15 protein-coding genes and 1 tRNA gene are annotated in these 15,505 nt (G+C 40.0%); 6 read left to right on the forward strand and 10 right to left on the reverse strand.

Going from position 1 to position 15,505, the window contains the following annotated elements:
- Positions 1–37: 37 nt before the first annotated feature.
- The 3 genes from H6H03_RS18365 to H6H03_RS18375 all read left to right on the forward strand — a co-directional run bounded on the left by H6H03_RS18365 (position 38) and on the right by H6H03_RS18375 (position 1,211).
- A tRNA-Ala gene (locus tag H6H03_RS18365) sits at positions 38–110 on the forward strand.
- 357 nt (positions 111–467) lie between these two features.
- Positions 468–695: a hypothetical protein gene (locus tag H6H03_RS18370; protein ID WP_190956537.1), complete on the forward strand. Its 228-nt coding sequence runs from the start codon at positions 468–470 to the stop codon at positions 693–695.
- Positions 696–767: 72 nt separating this feature from the next.
- Entirely contained in the window at positions 768–1,211 is a 444-nt protein-coding gene (locus H6H03_RS18375) for a hypothetical protein (protein ID WP_190956538.1), read from the forward strand.
- A 391-nt stretch (positions 1,212–1,602) separates the two neighbouring features.
- Here the strand turns inward: H6H03_RS18375 and H6H03_RS18380 are convergent, their stop codons facing one another.
- On the reverse strand, positions 1,603–1,800 hold the full coding sequence (locus H6H03_RS18380; RefSeq protein ID WP_190956539.1) for a DUF2795 domain-containing protein: 198 nt from the start codon (positions 1,798–1,800) through the stop codon (positions 1,603–1,605).
- A 516-nt stretch (positions 1,801–2,316) separates the two neighbouring features.
- Between H6H03_RS18380 and H6H03_RS18385 the strand changes: the two genes are divergently transcribed.
- The gene (locus H6H03_RS18385; protein ID WP_190956540.1) at positions 2,317–3,750 is read left to right on the forward strand and encodes a lysophospholipid acyltransferase family protein; all 1,434 of its coding nucleotides are present in this window, start codon (positions 2,317–2,319) and stop codon (positions 3,748–3,750) included.
- A 403-nt stretch (positions 3,751–4,153) separates the two neighbouring features.
- On the opposite strand, the gene H6H03_RS18390 is transcribed toward H6H03_RS18385, so the two are convergent.
- On the reverse strand, positions 4,154–4,768 hold the full coding sequence (locus tag H6H03_RS18390) for a Uma2 family endonuclease (RefSeq protein WP_190956541.1): 615 nt from the start codon (positions 4,766–4,768) through the stop codon (positions 4,154–4,156).
- 251 nt (positions 4,769–5,019) lie between these two features.
- Between H6H03_RS18390 and H6H03_RS18395 the strand changes: the two genes are divergently transcribed.
- Positions 5,020–5,688 (forward strand): HAD family hydrolase, encoded by a 669-nt coding sequence (locus H6H03_RS18395; RefSeq protein ID WP_190956542.1) that lies wholly within the window; start codon positions 5,020–5,022, stop codon positions 5,686–5,688.
- Between the two features lie 135 nt (positions 5,689–5,823).
- Here H6H03_RS18395 and H6H03_RS18400 read toward each other — a convergent pair whose 3' ends face one another.
- Together H6H03_RS18400 and H6H03_RS18405 are read right to left on the reverse strand one after the other, a co-directional pair.
- Positions 5,824–7,191: a cytochrome P450 gene (locus H6H03_RS18400; RefSeq protein WP_190956543.1), complete on the reverse strand. Its 1,368-nt coding sequence runs from the start codon at positions 7,189–7,191 to the stop codon at positions 5,824–5,826.
- A 210-nt stretch (positions 7,192–7,401) separates the two neighbouring features.
- Positions 7,402–8,070, reverse strand: a complete 669-nt coding sequence (locus tag H6H03_RS18405) for a 2OG-Fe dioxygenase family protein (RefSeq protein ID WP_190956544.1) — start codon at positions 8,068–8,070, stop codon at positions 7,402–7,404.
- 304 nt (positions 8,071–8,374) lie between these two features.
- Between H6H03_RS18405 and sfsA the strand changes: the two genes are divergently transcribed.
- Positions 8,375–9,100, forward strand: coding sequence for a DNA/RNA nuclease SfsA (sfsA, locus tag H6H03_RS18410; RefSeq protein WP_190956545.1), 726 nt, complete (start codon positions 8,375–8,377; stop codon positions 9,098–9,100).
- A 274-nt stretch (positions 9,101–9,374) separates the two neighbouring features.
- Here the strand turns inward: sfsA and H6H03_RS18415 are convergent, their stop codons facing one another.
- From H6H03_RS18415 to H6H03_RS18440, 6 genes are all read right to left on the reverse strand, one after another.
- The gene (locus H6H03_RS18415) at positions 9,375–9,776 is read right to left on the reverse strand and encodes a fasciclin domain-containing protein (RefSeq protein WP_190956546.1); all 402 of its coding nucleotides are present in this window, start codon (positions 9,774–9,776) and stop codon (positions 9,375–9,377) included.
- Positions 9,777–10,044: 268 nt separating this feature from the next.
- A complete protein-coding gene (locus tag H6H03_RS18420; RefSeq protein WP_190956547.1) occupies positions 10,045–11,280 on the reverse strand; it encodes a nucleotidyltransferase domain-containing protein in 1,236 nt (411 codons plus the stop codon).
- A gap of 3 nt (positions 11,281–11,283) precedes the next feature.
- Positions 11,284–13,101: an ABC transporter ATP-binding protein gene (locus H6H03_RS18425; protein WP_190956548.1), complete on the reverse strand. Its 1,818-nt coding sequence runs from the start codon at positions 13,099–13,101 to the stop codon at positions 11,284–11,286.
- Positions 13,102–13,104: 3 nt separating this feature from the next.
- Positions 13,105–13,551 carry a lasso peptide biosynthesis B2 protein gene (locus tag H6H03_RS18430; RefSeq protein WP_190956549.1) on the reverse strand — a complete coding sequence of 149 codons (447 nt, stop codon included), beginning with the start codon at positions 13,549–13,551 and terminating at the stop codon, positions 13,105–13,107.
- Between the two features lie 47 nt (positions 13,552–13,598).
- Entirely contained in the window at positions 13,599–14,567 is a 969-nt protein-coding gene (locus H6H03_RS18435) for an NAD-dependent epimerase/dehydratase family protein (protein ID WP_190956550.1), read from the reverse strand.
- Between the two features lie 4 nt (positions 14,568–14,571).
- Complete coding sequence (locus tag H6H03_RS18440; protein ID WP_190956551.1) at positions 14,572–15,474, reverse strand: glycosyltransferase; 903 nt, start codon at positions 15,472–15,474, stop codon at positions 14,572–14,574.
- Positions 15,475–15,505: the final 31 nt, after the last annotated feature.

A 15,505-nucleotide genomic window follows, 5' to 3' on the forward strand; every position in this document is an offset into this window, starting at 1 on the left:
CAACGGCAAACAAAATTACCCGCTATTTTAATTTTACGGGGGTTTAGCTCAGTTGGTAGAGCGCCTGCTTTGCAAGCAGGATGTCAGCGGTTCGAGTCCGCTAACCTCCATTGTTACCCCAAACTCTAAAGGTTGCACTATGCTAAATATTGTACTCTTAGCAATAATGCAGACATGACTGCCTTTGCCACAAACTTAACTCCTTTGTGGTTAACTTGAGTTCGGCATCAGCTAACAAACGCAACCTGGCTGTGACAAAACTTGCCCCTTTACATAAGATATGTAGGCGAAAATTTTCCACAGAAAATACAGAATACCTCCTTTAGTAGAACCAGAGCCACGAGTTCAAGGGAGTATCTTGGGATCAAAGCTATCTTATTAGTCTTTGATTGATTACAACTTCTGCGAGGTTACTGTTTTATGAAATTTTAGTATTTATCAATACTCATTTTACATCTGGAGAAGTTATGAATTATATCAACCAAATTATCGTTGAACAGCTGCATTCCGGGGGAAAAACTGCCGGAGAACTTAAAGACGCCCTTGAGTGTAGTTATAGTGTTCTTGACAAGGCTTTGCGCGATCTCATTGAAGCTTCTGAAATCGAGCCAGGATGGAGTAATGATGATTATCCTGTGAGAATTTATAAACTTAAGCGCAAACAAGGAGCTATTCCTTTTTGGATGAATCAATAACCTTAAAAATGTTTGCTCCATCTAATTTACAGGTTTAGCCTATGGCTATCAGAACCAAAAAAGATAAAATTTATGAGAGATGAAGTACATGAAATCCTCATTGATATTATTCAACGCTGGTTAGAACAAGATAGCGACCCACCAAGCTGCCGACTTTTGTCTCGCTCTGTTTCTCTAACAGAGTTAATTGAAATTAAAACTATTAAAGAACAAGAACAAACCACTTACCAAAATGCTTGTTTCCAAGCAGGCCAGCGATGGCAACAATCTCTAAAAATTCGAGCTTGTGGTGGCGATCTAGTCTGCGTTCCCTTCCTGGCACAGATTAAAATCAAGTACGGTTTAGAACGCCTCAAACAGCAAATTGATAGTGATGTTTTAGCAACTTCTACCAATTGGTGTAACCAATATGGATGGACGGATTTATTTATATTTGAAGGTCGTTTCTGGGCTTTCCCTCATAACGCTGTGCTACCATTGCCAATTTCTGAAGCATCATATAGGAATCCGATTTGATTACTGAAATTATTTGCGTAGATAGGCACTCTTGCAAAAAGCAACAGGTGAAGCAGTGCGCTCTTGCGCTTTCCCGACTTGTTCGCGTAGCGTCTTTGATAGGAGAAGCAACTGCACCAATCCGTAAAGCCTGCGGCATAGCTACGCTTCGGGCGCAGCCTCTCGTAAAGAGGGGCAACAGAATTCAAGAAGATTAAGTGTATTGAGTTTTTTTCATCCAATACTTGTCAGTTAAAGGGGAAAAGGCAAAGGATTTAAATTCGCCCTTTACCCTTTTCCCAAATCGCACCAGAGGTGAAGAGTATTTATCCGATAAATATTGGCAAGCAATCAGTTACTCTGTACTGGTACGCTCGATACTACACAATAAGAATTAGTTATTTACTAACAGTTATTCGCTGCCTCCGATAGCTTGACTGACATCAGTTAAGGTTTGATACTGTTTTGAGGGTAATTGCTTTAAAGCTCGTAAAATAACCTCATCAACACCTTTTTCTTCTGCATATCTCAGCAATTCTTCTCTGCTGATTGGGTAATTAACTTCATTCAAATTGTTTTGTAATTTTGATAAATTGACTGTAGCGCTCATAATTTTCCTCCAAGTTTAATATTGTATACTTACCTAACAAAATGGTTCTGAATTTTAACACTCTTTCTGTAAATAATTGAAAACAGTTATTTACAAATCAAGAAAGCCTATCGCCAGCAAATGTGCTTTTGACTCGATTTGATTTAGGGTTTTATTTCCTCGGTAAACTTTCTCGTTGCCACAATCAGGTTGTTAGTAGCCTAATTGACACCTAAAATTTCCACATCTGCCATCTCTAGCTTCAGACATAACTGTTCGTCAATTCATTCTCCTTAAGTAAGATTTGGCGTTATTGCACTTCAAGCCTCAGCCTCAAATTTTACAAAATCTGCTTAAGCGAATCGAACCACCAAAAATTAGCGAGAACTTGCTGCTAGTGCTGAGCGATATTCTTCAGGTGCGATCGCCAAAGAAGACGTTTTAAATAGTAATTTTTATAACAGAGATAGATTTCTATAGAATCGCTGTTAGCTTAGATATTGTACAATCCCTAAAAATACAATCAAAGAAAGCGACTTGCCTAGATCGATTCAATCTACTCAACCACCACTGAAATTTATTCTCCAAAGGTTTAACCCATCGGTAGTCCAGATTGTTCGGTGGTTACTACCAATGGTGCTACGGTTCCGGACTCGGCCTTGGTTACCAGCTGGGATTGTCGGAATTGAAGCTGAGAATGTTGAGGTATTGGCTGAACTTTATCAACAATTCCAAGCTGGAAAAATTCGCTTTTTGTTGGCATTTCGCCACCCTGAGGTAGAAGATCCGCTGTGTATGCTGTACTTGCTTTCTCGGATTGTGCCACAGGTTGCGCGTCAGAAAAATATCAAGTTGCAATATCCTGTTCACAGCTATTTTCTTTATGACCGGGGTATGACGGTTTGGGCTGGAGACTGGCTAGGTTGGTTATTTTCACGGCTGGGGGGTGTACCGGTTCGTCGCGGTAGGCGACTAGATCGCCAAGCTATTCAAACAGCACGGGAGTTGTTTGCTAATGGCGAACTGCCGATCGCAGTTGCTCCAGAAGGCGGTACTAATGGTCATAGTGGCATTGTTAGTCCGCTGGAACCCGGTGTTTCTCAAATGGGGTTCTGGTGTGTAGAAGATTTGCAAAAAGCCAACCGTTCTGAGACAGTTTTTATTTTGCCGATCGCCATTCAATACTCCTATGACAAGCCACCTTGGTCAAAATTGGATTGGCTATTGAGTAAATTGGAAGCTGATAGTGGCTTGCCTGTGATGGAAATTACTCAAGGCAATGGTGAAGAAATTTACTATCAACGCATCTTTCGTCTTGGTGAATATCTAATTACAGAAATGGAGGAATTTTACCGTCGTTTCTATCATCAAGATATTCCTAAAACTGTCTCAAATGATGAATCTGCAAGTCCAAATCAAGTATTAATTGACAGACTCCATCGCTTACTAGATAAATCTTTAGCAGTTGCCGAGCAATATTTTGGAGTTCAGGCGCAGGGAAATTTCATTGACCGTTGTCGCCGTTTAGAAGAAGCTGGTTGGAATTATATTTACCGCGAAGATTTGCCAGATATTGATAATTTACCACCGTTTAAACGTGGTTTAGCAGACTGGATTGCCCAAGAAGCAGATTTGCGAATGCGGCACATGCGGATAGTAGAAAGTTTTGTTGCAGTCACCGCAAATTATATTAAAGAAAAACCCACAGCAGAGAAATTTGCGGAAACAACTTTGCTAATTTTTGATATGCTTTCTCGGATTAAAGATACCACACTTCCAGGGCGACCTCGGTTAGGTTTGCGACGGGCAAAAATTACTGTGGGAGAGCCAATTTCAGTTACCGAACGTTGGGAAAAATGTCAGGGCGATGCCTACGGCGGTAAACTACGCCACGCGTCTAGGCAAGCTACAAGCCAATTAACTAAAGATTTGCAAACTGCTTTAGAGAATATGATTAATACCAATTTTTGATTTTAGATTTGGGATTTTGGATTAATTAAAAAGACGCAATAAATCGCCGTCTCTACAAAAGAATCATTCTTGTAGAGACGGCGATTTATCGCGTCTGGTATCTTAACCAAACATATTGGAAATTCTGAGGTAAATTATCCGAAATAGCGGCTTTGCCGTCTATATAATCACTGAGATGGGGAAGAATGCCAAGCTGATTTCGGGTGATTTGTGATGAAACTAGATTTAGTCAGGTTTTTTCAAGCTTGCAACCCTGCCAAGACTCTGGTTGTGAGCAAACCGGAAGATGACCAACATTGTAATGTTTTTAATTTTGGCGATCGCCTGCTCTGCATTTACGCCCTTACTCAGATTATCTCAGGCAATGCCATCTCTTCTCTAACCCGTAACGAACAAGATGCTTTCAATCCCACACCCGTCGCAAATTCAAGACAAAACCCGGCAACACCGCTTCACCCGACAACTCAGCTGGATTATCCAACACTTCCACATCCTTAGCCAGTCGATAAATTTCCACCCGTCGCTGCTGCGGATCGATTAACCAACCAAGTTTAGCGCCATTGTCGATATACTCCTTCAATTTATCTTGCAGGGACTTGAGGGTATCTGAACTAGAGCGTAACTCAACTACAAAATCGGGGCAGATATTAGCAAACGTTCCTTTTTGTGCCGAAGTAAGCGCCTGCCATCGTTCTCCACTCACCCAAGAGGCATCGGGGGAGCGAGTCGCACCATTGGGTAAAATGAAGCCTGTAGAAGAGTCAAAGGCTTCACCAGGTTCACCCGCATTACGCCACCACAAATACAATTCGCCAGAAATACTCCAATTACGTCTCCCAGTTTCCCAGCTTGTTGGAGGGTTCACTATTAATTCTCCTTGTGCGGTTCTTTCCAGCCTCAACTCTCGGTTGGCTGCGGCTAAAGCAGCAAACTGTTCTTGGGTAACATACAGCCCAATGGACTTAGGCAACTCAATCAATAGGGTTTCGGTTTCTGGACTAGCGGGTGTTTGTACCATCTTGACCTCTTGCCAATAGGGATTCGGTAAATGATGCCTATCCTATTAACTAACAAATTCTACAAGCTTTCTTAGCGTCCGGCTCCGGCACTGTACCATCGCCCAAGGGTCTCGAATGCAAGCGCAATTGCAAATAATTATAAGCGATCGCCATTTCTTCTCTAACCTCCTTCTCTTCTGTTGGGACGATGAAGTAAATTATTTACCATGCCATCATCAGCTATGAAATAAAACGTCAGGCGAGGTTTTTCATGGCATTAGATGGAGTAATTTTAGATATTGATGGCACGCTGGTTATAAGTAATGATGTTCATGCAAATTCCTGGGTAGAGGCATTTGCAGCTTATGACTTGGATGTGCCATTTGAAAAAGTCAGACCACTCATGGGCATGGGTGGAGACCAACTTATTCCCAAAGTAGTGCCAAAATTAAATGGTGAAGAAGGAACTGGTAAAGCGATCGCTAAACTACGCAAAGAACTATTATTTGACAAATATATACCACAAATTACTGCTGCCAATGGTAGCAGAAACTTAATATTAAAGATGCAAAAATCAGGATTGCGTTTGGTTGTTGGTAGTTCAGCCAGTTCTGAAGAACTCGACATCATGCTCAAAATTGCCCAAGTAGATGATTTGCTATCGGAAGTCACCACATCCGATGATGCCGAAGCATCTAAACCTGCTCCTGACATAGTACAAGCTGCTTTGAAGAAAGGGCAAATGACACCCGATAAAGTAGTGATGCTAGGAGATTCCCCCTACGATATTGAGTCTGCTGGCAAAGCAGGGGTAGGTGTGATTGCTGTGCGCTGCGGTGGCTTTAGCGATGAACAACTATCTCAAGCGCTGGCAATTTATGATGACCCAGAAGATTTGCTACAGCACTATGATTCTTCTATTTTGGGGGCAAATGCTTAAATATTAAAAAAGCGATCGCACCTTCTAGAATTATCTTGTGCGATCGCTTCCAAATAAAATCCCAATTTCTTAATTACGTTAGCGTAGCGGGGCGTAGCCCATTACGAATTACGAATTACGAATTACGAATTCGTATTACACGCCCACAGGAGTTTTCACCTTTTGCCGCTGACCGGTTGCGATTAACCACTTACCGCCAGAAGGGCCTAAAGTTATGCCACGACGGGTAGGTTTAACTTGATAATTGTCAACTAATGCTAAATTCATTTGTGATAGCACTGTTGCTAATACCAATTTCATTTCAAACATTGCAAATGCCATACCTATACAGGTACGATTGCCGCCACCAAAGGGTAAATATTCATACTGTGAATACTGGCGTTGTAAAAATCGTTCTGGCTTAAACTGGTTTGGTTCTGGATATAAATCTTCGCGGTGATGCATTAGATATATAGAACCTGTTAATAATGTCCCCGGTTGCAATTCATAGCCCATAATTTCTATCGGTTTCTTAACTATGCGAGGGATAGTAAGCATAACAATTGGGTAAATGCGGAGTGTCTCTTGGCATACCGCTGTTAGATAAGGTAAGCGAGAAAAATCATTCCAATCGGCATTCTCATTGACATTATCTAACTCAGTTAGCAGCTTTTCTCGTACTTCTGGCAAATGGTGAATCCAATAAATTGCCCAGGTTAAAGCTGAAGCGGTGGTTTCGTGACCAGCGACTAACAAAGTCATTAACTCATCGCGCAACTCAACATCAGTCATGGGTTCGCCATTGACATCACGCGCCGACATCATCAACGAGAGGATATCGCTACGAGAAGCATCGGGACTATCTCTGCGTTCTTGAATCTCACTATAGAGGAGTTCGTCAATTTGCTGCATTTGACGCAAAAATATCCCCCAAGGACTCCAGTTACCCCAATCTACTTGCAGTATGGGAAAAAATGTTATGGAAGCACGCAAGGGGGAACCAGATAACTCTAGGACAGAACGCAACAGTCCCTGCAATTTTGTTAAACGTTCTCCTTGATGCAGACCAAATACAGCTTGGAGTATGACTCTCAGGGAGATTTCTTGCATGGAGTCACGGATAGAAAAAGGTTCGCCAATTTTCCATCTACTGATGACTTCATGAGTGATATTAGCAATAATTTGACCGTAGGCTTTCATGCGATCGCCATGAAAAGGTGGGGTCAATAATCGCCGCTGGCGTTGGTGAGATGCACCAGATAGCAATATTAATGAGTTTTCACCCAACAAAGATCCTAAAAGTTGCGCTGAACCTTTAGCGTCCAACTGCTCAAGTGGAGCCGTAAAAATCTGTTGAATTGCTTGGGGATTACTAAACAACACAAGCGGGTTATTAGCAGTTAGGTTTAGCGAAAAACATTCCCCATACGCCTTTGCAGATGTTTCCATCAGTTTCAAAGGGTTAAAAATCCACTGAAGCAGCTGTATAATTTTTGGAGTTTGTGGACTTTCTGGCAGTTTCATGACAAATACTCCGATCGGTTCTATTTACACTAAGTTAACAGAACTGGAATTAATAGGCGTCTACTGCTAAAAAATGATATCCCCAACTTCTTGAAAAAGTCGGGGATTTAAACACTGCGAGTTTTCACAAATTAACTAGGTTTTTTGTATTTCCCAACTAGGAAAATTTTTACAGTCTCACCTACGCAGCTAAATTATTTGATATTAAAATTATTCGGTTAATAAGCTAGGTGAAGTTAGCACAAAGACATCCCTGCTCCCTTGAACCGCAACCTCTGGTTTGATGGGAGTTGTGAAGTGGAAAAAGTCATGATCGTTGACCAATAAAAGTTCTCCGGGATTTAGAATTTTGCTAAATACAGGCTTTTCTTTTTTGGCAGCGTACAAATGTGTTTCTCCACCTTGAATATTATCTCTATCCACTGAGAAAATACCAATAAAATCAGTACCATCTTGATGGATGCCTTCAGGTGCAGGATTCCCTAAATTATCTGGCGAACAAATAGTTCTGATTTGATGAACTCCAATTTCTGCTTCTGGATGAAGTTTGCAAGAATCGTGAAATGCTAAGACAAGATTTCTAAAAATATCAAGTTCAATAAGTGCATCTTCTAATTCTGCAAACTCTCTTTTGATGTCGCCCAATAATGGATTATAGTCCTTACTTTGGAAGAGAAAGCCATGAGGTAATTTGATTAATTTATCCTCAGCAACTATGAACCGAGATAATCTTCTCGAACGATAATTGCCTTTAATATAAGGATCGATAGGCAGATTCCTAAAAAATGGCTTGAAACCTTCTACATTAATTGAATTTACTTTTCTTAAAGTAAACAGAAAAGCATATTCTAATTCCGTTGATGTCCATACTTTTTGCATAGGATTTACCTCCTTGCACGTTGAATTTCTCCCGGATTTTTCTTTACTGGGAGGGTTATGACACCTAGTATATGCTACTTTTTATTAAACTGTCGTAAATTTGACTACAAAAATTGACATTCTGTGATATACAAAGTTAGCCAAATTCCATCATTGGCTGTAGAGATGTTGCATTGCAACGTCTCTACATCTGTTTGAATAGGGAAAAATTGTGGAGTGTGGGGTATAATGTCTGATTGGCCAACAGTTGTAATGAACTGAAATAATCTAAAATCTAAAATCCAAAATTGTCCAAGGTTCGCTCATGATTGATTGGCTTTACCGTTACCCGCCTTTATATCCGGGTATTCTGCTAAAACGCTACAAGCGGTTTTTTGCGGACGTTCAACTTGCTTCTGGCGAGATAGTGACAGCACATTGTCCAAATACAGGGCCGATGACTGGGGTATCGACTCCCCTAAGCGCGGTACAGCTTTCTAAAACTGATAATCCAAACCGCAAATTGGCTTACACTTTAGAACTAATTCAGGTAAATGACAATGAGCCGACTTGGGTGGGTGTGAATACTATTTTGCCTAATCGGGTGGTAAAGTTAGCTTTGGTGAAGTATCTTTTTCCAGAATTGGGTGATTATAACCTCATCAAAACTGAGGTGGTTTATGGGCTAGATAACAAAAGTCGGGTGGATTTTTTCTTAACAGGAAGTCTTGAGGAACGCCCAATTTATTTAGAAGTTAAAAATACAACTTTCTGCGATGGGAGATTAGCTTTATTTCCAGATACGGAAACTACCAGAGGACAAAAGCACTTGCGAGAATTAATGGCGCTGTTACCTTTAACTCGTGCGGTGATGCTTTATTTTATTAATCGTGGTGATTGTACTGAGTTTTCCCCAGGCGATCGCACTGACCCAGTATATGGTAAATTATTGCGGCAAGCGATCGCTCTTGGTTTAGAAGTGTTACCTTGCCGTTTTGATATTTCCCCCGAAGGTATCCGTTATTTGGGTTTGGCAAAATTGAAAATTTAATTGCACTCGATTAAACAATAAATCCATCTAGACAGTATCTAGATGGATTTATTTATAGCTGATATTGACTAAAAAACCTTCAAACAGTTATAGAGAAGGAAGTAGTAAATAGTCGCCGTCCCAATACGGTTCGGTTAAAGGGGAAAGGTTTTAAATACATCCTTTACCCATTACCCTTTAACCTTTTCCCAGACCACAAGGAAAGTTCATAGTGCTTATCCGAACCGTATTGGTCGCCGTCCCACAAATAGCATCTACTATTTTGACGTTTTGCTTATGCAGGAATCAAAACTTTGTCAATAACGTGGATGACACCGTTATCAGCAGCTACATCTGCGGCTGCAACTGTCGCATCATTGATCTTAACGCCATTAGAAGCGTCAATTTTCACATCTGAACCTTCAACTGTTTTAGCTGTCTTCAATTTAGCCACATCAGCAGCCAGCACTTTCCCTGAAACAACATGATAGGTCAAGATTTTCTTGAGTTTGGGAATGTCTTGAAGTAATGCGTCTACTGTACCTGCTGGAAGTTGATTAAACGCTTCATCGGTGGGTGCAAAGACAGTAAATGGCCCGTCGCTATTAAGCGTATCTACCAGACCAGCCGCTTGGATTGCTGCAACTAGTGTGTTGAAAGAACCATTGTTAGTGGCAGTCTCAATTATGTTGGCCATGTGTTTTACCTAGTTCTGTGTAACTTGTTACAAATCTAAACTATTCTTCGATAAACTATATCTATCATTAGATGTATCTCAAATTATTTATTTTATTGATATAATAGGAATTTACATATATTTTTATACCAAGAGAGAATTATATGTAATCTCGAACGATGGTTTACAAGCACTTTAGGAAGGGATCGATGTTTTTTTATACAGCGGTATGAGCGATCGCTTCTATGGTTCTCGTATTTCAATATTTAGACGCGTTTGCCCTGGTAGTTTACCTATATGTACTATTAGTTATGTATCTGCTTACCAATCGGATTGGTCGGATTAAGTAGTATAGGAAAGAAAGACCAGATGGCAATGGGAAAACTTCTCGGTCTTCTTGATTAACATTAGTGATTACCAACCTGGTTGTAAAACTCAAAAATTGCCACACTAGATAAACACGAACTGGCATTCTGCTAAGTGGCCCTTCGATCATCAAGTGGTGAAAAAAAAGTTTAATAAACAGTGGAGTTTTAACTTCCGTGAAAAGCTGTTTCTGCATCCGCACAGCATAAATTAACATTGTTGGATCGATTTGGATCTGTTGTTGAATAGCCTGCTTTATTTGATCTGGTAAAGGGGTATTCAGGAGAGTGTTAACTATCAACAGACTAATAAAGAATGGTCTTTCAAGTTCTAGACTGTTTACTTGCTGCAATAATTGTTCCCAATCTAATGGTTTTTGAATACGCAATAATTCAGCTAAATCGCAAATCTGAGCCAAAGATTCTCTCCCTTCATTAACTCCTCTGGCAACTTGTACAGCGAGAATGATCAACAAATCATTAGAAGACAAGTCGATGATAGATTCACCTTGGAGTGTTAAAGACCTGCTTCGTTGCCACAAAGTTTCAAAATCAGGAAGTTTAAAAGGGAAGTAAGATAAGGGAGTCAATTCACAGTGAAGATCCACCACTATTTCTGGTTTCTGGCTATGGACAAAAGTTTGTTGCCAACCATAGTGGTCAGCTTCTAGTTGATATTTATGAGCAATCAATAATTCTTGAGCTTTGACTATATCCTGTTGTCTCACCAGAATATCTAGGTCGCTAAATTGTCTCATGGCTAAATTGCCATAAATAGAAATAGCTAAAACAAGGCCTTTAAAAGGAATTGCCCGAATTTTGTGAGCTGCAAAAAGCTTAAGGATGTTAAGCAATTCTTGGCTCAAAAATAAGTTGCGGCTAGCATTAGTGTGATAATGATTCTGAAGCTGAGTTAAAACTGTTTTGGGAATAGCTTCTTTCCCAGTAGTTTTGAGACTCTGGTACAGGAGTGGTATCGTCCCATGATATGCTGCTATTTCCATGAGATATGTCCAGTCTATATCTTGCTGGAGTATGGTATTAATTCGCTCTGCTGTTTCGGGGTCTATGTGAGTCCGGGTACAACACAGAAGTAGCTCAATTTCTGGACGTTGAACCTTTGTTGGCAATTGAGTAATAGGCTTGTTTAAGGTAATCATAAATTACTTATAGTGTTGGGCTTGGGTTTCAAACAAGTTTGCATAGCTATTACCCAGATTTATCAGTTCTTCATGGGTGCCGCTTTCAATAATTGAACCGTTTGCCATCACGTAGATACAGTCAGCCATTCTGACGGTTGATAAGCGATGGCTGATGAGGATAGCAGCTTGATTTTTAATCAGTTGGCGGAAATTATGAAACACCTCTTCTTCGGCTTTAGGGTCTAAAGCACTAGTTGGTTCGTCCAACACAATTAACTGTGAATCTCGCAAAAATGCTCTGGCTAAAGCGATTTTTTGCCACTGACCGATGCTCAATTCTTCCCCTTGTTCAAACAATTTACCTAGTATGGTGTCGTAACCTTGAGGTAGTTTACTGATGACATCATCAGCACCAGAATGACGGGCAGCAGCGATGATTTTGTCGTTGGTGAATGGCAGGTTTATATTTGCTATCCAAATGTTTTCTTTAGCAGTCAGATGATATTTTGTATAGTCTTGAAAAATCACGCTAATTTGACGGCGGAGAGCAGCAATTTCAAATTGGCGTAAATCTATGCCATCAATGGTAATGCTACCAAAAGTGGGATCGTATAAGCGACACAAAAGCTTAATTAAAGTAGTCTTACCTGAGCCGTTTTCTCCTACCAACGCCACCACTTCTCCTGGGCGAATAGTCAGATTAATATTCTGAAGTGCCTGACGTTTTGTAGTTGCATATTGAAAGCTAACATGATTAAACACAATGCCATTTTGCATTGGTATGGGAAATGGTTTTGGATGTAACGGTTCTACAACCTTTGGTTTCAAATCTAGAAATTCATATAAGTTAGCAAGAAATAGATTGTCTTCATATAAACCAGACAGACCACCCAAGAGACTTTTCAGGTCGTTTTGTCCCCGTTGTAATGCCTGGTAATAGAGGACTAAATCACCAAAACGGATAGTGCCTTGCATAGTTTGATAAATAATGAAACCATAGGCAGCAAAAACTAAAGTTGTCGCCGTTGCTTGAGCGCCAAGATTAGCCACAGATTGTCTTTTAATCATGGCTATGTTTTCTTGGTATAGTTGCCGACGCAAGCGTAAATACCACTCACTAAAGAAAGAACCCAAATCAAACAAGCGAATTTCTTTAGCGTGTTGTTCTGTAGTCAGTATCCGACTCAAGTACCCTGCTTGGCGTTCTTGGGCTGTCTTTCGGCGCTGCCAATGATACATGATGCCGGAGTATCTCACCCGCACTACCAAAGCCGGAATCGCGGCAACAAATAAGATAACTCCTATTGCCCAATGCAATGACAGTAGCAACCCCAGCATTGCTATCAAAGAGATACTACTCAAACCTAGCCATCCCAAACGATGTAATATTTGCCCCGGTCGAGAAGGAGCTTCTTTTTGCGCTCGCTGCAAGGCATCATAATATTCAGAGTTTTCATAATACTCTAGGTCTACTTCTATTGATTTAGCATGGAGGACGTTTTGCATATAATCGGTGAGTCGCCCAGATTGGGCGGCATACACTATTTCCGTCAGGGAAGAACACAAAGTAGTTACTAGGGTGATAGCAACAAAGAAGCCAAGCAAAAGTAATACTCGACTAAAGGCTGCTCCTTTGTCAGCAACATTAACACTGGCGGCGACTGTATCTACGATGAGTTTGGTAAGGTAAAGAGAAACTACAGGTAATAAACCTTGAATCCATAAAAGTGCAACGAAAGCAATAGTCAAACGAGGACTACTATTCCAAACTAAGCGTAAGGCAGGCAGAATGCGTAAGCTTTGCTGGATTTTATATCTTAAGGTTTTACCTGCTTTCATGTTTTAAATACACTCTTTTGTAAAAGATGTGATTTGGCTAAAATGAGAAAGGTCTGGAACATTACCAATTACAACCTTTCCCTGATTTTCTAGCCACGCATGAGCCTTTAACTCTCCTTCTATATCTTTGGCAACACCAATGCAGAGATTAGATGTATAACCGTGGCGACTCATGAACACCTGGCAAGTCAAGGCACGCGCTAAACACTTGACACCACCAGGCATATAATGACTGCTAACTTCCACAGCCCAGACGATTTTATCAATAGAGATTTGGTATTTGTCTTGGCGTTGAGGTTTGGGATTACTGATGTTTGATAGAAGTTGCTGCAATCTTTTAAATGATAGCAACAACAAACCCATTCTGACTAATATCAAGAGAATAAAAGTGCTAAATAAAAGTAGTTTTTTTTGATAATTTAGCGCCAAAAATTTAGATAAATGCTTCATTTTCAATTCAAATATTTTATATTTTATATTCAAAAAAATATTAAAAATTAAGCAAGCAGAGGTAATTTTTCTGTTGAATAATTGCCATTGCTACTCAAAGATGATGTAATTAAATTAAGAGATGATTCTATTGAACATTGAGGATGAAAATTTAAACATGAAGATATCCTAGAAATATCAGCTTGTGAATGCTGAATATCTCCCAAACGTGGAGAAGCAAAATTAATCTCTGGTTGCCATTGTGGGAAATTATTTTTGAGGATATTAATCAACTGTACTAAAGAAGTAGATTTTCCAGTTCCTAAGTTGCAAATTAAAGATGAGCCAGGAGTAATATTCGCTTTTAATGCTTGAGTAAAAGCCTTTACTACATCTTTAACATAAATAAAGTCTCTGGTTTGATTTCCATCGCCATAAATAGTAATTGGTAAGCCACGTTGCATAGTATCAGCAAAACGGGAAATTACGCCAGAGTAGCTGGAATTAGGAACTTGTCTAGGGCCAAATACGTTAAAAATTCGTAAGCCAACAAATGAAAAACCTAGTTGTTTAGCAAACATACTAGCGTATTGTTCGCTCACCAGTTTTTGTAAGCCGTAGGGTGACAGAGGAGAAGTTTTTTGTTCTTCTGAAATCGGTAATTGCGTAAGATTGCCGTATACAGATGCGGAACTAGCAAACACTAACTTAGGAATAGTTAAAGCTTGGCAAAGTTGAATCACAGCCAGGGTTGCCGAAAGATTATTGTGATGAGCCTCTAGGGGACGATACAAAGATTCTGTCACCGATGAAATAGCTGCTAAATGTGCGATTCCATCAACTTTAAGTGTAAAATCTTCTGGTTGACATATCAAAATATCTTTTTGGAGAAACGTCAGACGAGGATGTTTGGGTAAGTTCTCTAAGCGTCCAGTGGTCAAATTATCAACTACAGTGACACGATGACCTTCTGATAACAATTGTTCTGTAAGATGAGAGCCAATAAATCCGGCTCCGCCAGTGACAATAAAATGCATGATCTTAAATTTGCTCAGTAGATATAGATAATCGCAACTTCTCATACCTAGCGGTTTCACCCCGTATTTCTCGATAGCGATGCAAAACTCTACGCGCTTGCTCTATTTGATGATTTTGAATATGCAAATTGGCAAGTTGGAGGTAGATATTATAAAAGTAAGGATCGAGAAAATTAACAGGGATTTTTAGGAATTCTGGATTGCGATCGATGACTTTTTCCTTAACACGCAGGTGGCTAGTGAACATCTGCTCTTTATCTTGAGAAAGATTATTTGGCGATTGCCGATAACGTGCTAAGGGTTGATTTAAAAAATAAATCTGAAATTTTTCAATCAGGCGCAGCCATAAATCGTAATCTTCACAAGATCTTAGAGTTTCATCAAACAAACCCACTTTATCTAAACAATCTCGACGCACAACAACCGTTAGGACTGGAATGTAGTTGTATCTAAAAAGAGTCCATAATACCTGAAGATTAGGGGTAGGAAATGCTGTATTGTACGAACCCGGAAATAAACCCCCTTTATCAGAAAAAAAGAGTGAATCTGAATAGATCAAACCAATGCGTGGATTGGCTTCCAAGACGGAAATCTGTTTTTCTAACTTCTGAGGTTCCCAGAGATCGTCATCATCTAAAAAGGCAATATACTTCCCTCTAGCAGAGCGAATTCCAGCATTGCGAGCCGCAGATAATCCTTGATTGGCTTGATGAATAGCGGTAATGCGATCGCGATCGCTAAATTGAGCCAAAACTTGCTGAGTATTATCCTGAGAACCATCGTTAATGACAATAATTTCGTAGTCTTTGTAGGTTTGTGCCAAAACGCTGTTAATTGCCTGACTGACAAGATGGCCACGCTGGTAAGTAGGAATAATAACGCTGACAGCTGGCTTAAAAACTTGCATATTTAAAAATTTGCTTATTAATAAATATAGG

The sequence above is a fragment of the Nostoc paludosum FACHB-159 genome, from assembly GCF_014698835.1.
Taxonomy (GTDB): Bacteria; Cyanobacteriota; Cyanobacteriia; order Cyanobacteriales; family Nostocaceae; genus Nostoc; species Nostoc paludosum.

Bases quoted from the DNA above. Each gene is read 5' to 3' on its own strand.
- H6H03_RS18435 (WP_190956550.1), bottom strand. From the start codon at position 14,567: ATGCATTTTATTGTCACTGGCGGAGCCGGATTTATTGGCTCTCATCTT.
- H6H03_RS18375 (WP_190956538.1), top strand. From the start codon at position 768: ATGAGAGATGAAGTACATGAAATCCTCATTGATATTATTCAACGCTGG.
- H6H03_RS18425 (WP_190956548.1), bottom strand. From the start codon at position 13,101: ATGAAAGCAGGTAAAACCTTAAGATATAAAATCCAGCAAAGCTTACGC.
- H6H03_RS18390 (WP_190956541.1), bottom strand. From the start codon at position 4,768: ATGGTACAAACACCCGCTAGTCCAGAAACCGAAACCCTATTGATTGAG.
- H6H03_RS18395 (WP_190956542.1), top strand. From the start codon at position 5,020: ATGGCATTAGATGGAGTAATTTTAGATATTGATGGCACGCTGGTTATA.
- sfsA (WP_190956545.1), top strand. From the start codon at position 8,375: ATGATTGATTGGCTTTACCGTTACCCGCCTTTATATCCGGGTATTCTG.
- H6H03_RS18370 (WP_190956537.1), top strand. From the start codon at position 468: ATGAATTATATCAACCAAATTATCGTTGAACAGCTGCATTCCGGGGGA.
- H6H03_RS18400 (WP_190956543.1), bottom strand. From the start codon at position 7,191: ATGAAACTGCCAGAAAGTCCACAAACTCCAAAAATTATACAGCTGCTT.
- H6H03_RS18440 (WP_190956551.1), bottom strand. From the start codon at position 15,474: ATGCAAGTTTTTAAGCCAGCTGTCAGCGTTATTATTCCTACTTACCAG.
- H6H03_RS18420 (WP_190956547.1), bottom strand. From the start codon at position 11,280: ATGATTACCTTAAACAAGCCTATTACTCAATTGCCAACAAAGGTTCAA.
- H6H03_RS18430 (WP_190956549.1), bottom strand. From the start codon at position 13,551: ATGAAGCATTTATCTAAATTTTTGGCGCTAAATTATCAAAAAAAACTA.
- H6H03_RS18405 (WP_190956544.1), bottom strand. From the start codon at position 8,070: ATGCAAAAAGTATGGACATCAACGGAATTAGAATATGCTTTTCTGTTT.
- H6H03_RS18380 (WP_190956539.1), bottom strand. From the start codon at position 1,800: ATGAGCGCTACAGTCAATTTATCAAAATTACAAAACAATTTGAATGAA.
- H6H03_RS18415 (WP_190956546.1), bottom strand. From the start codon at position 9,776: ATGGCCAACATAATTGAGACTGCCACTAACAATGGTTCTTTCAACACA.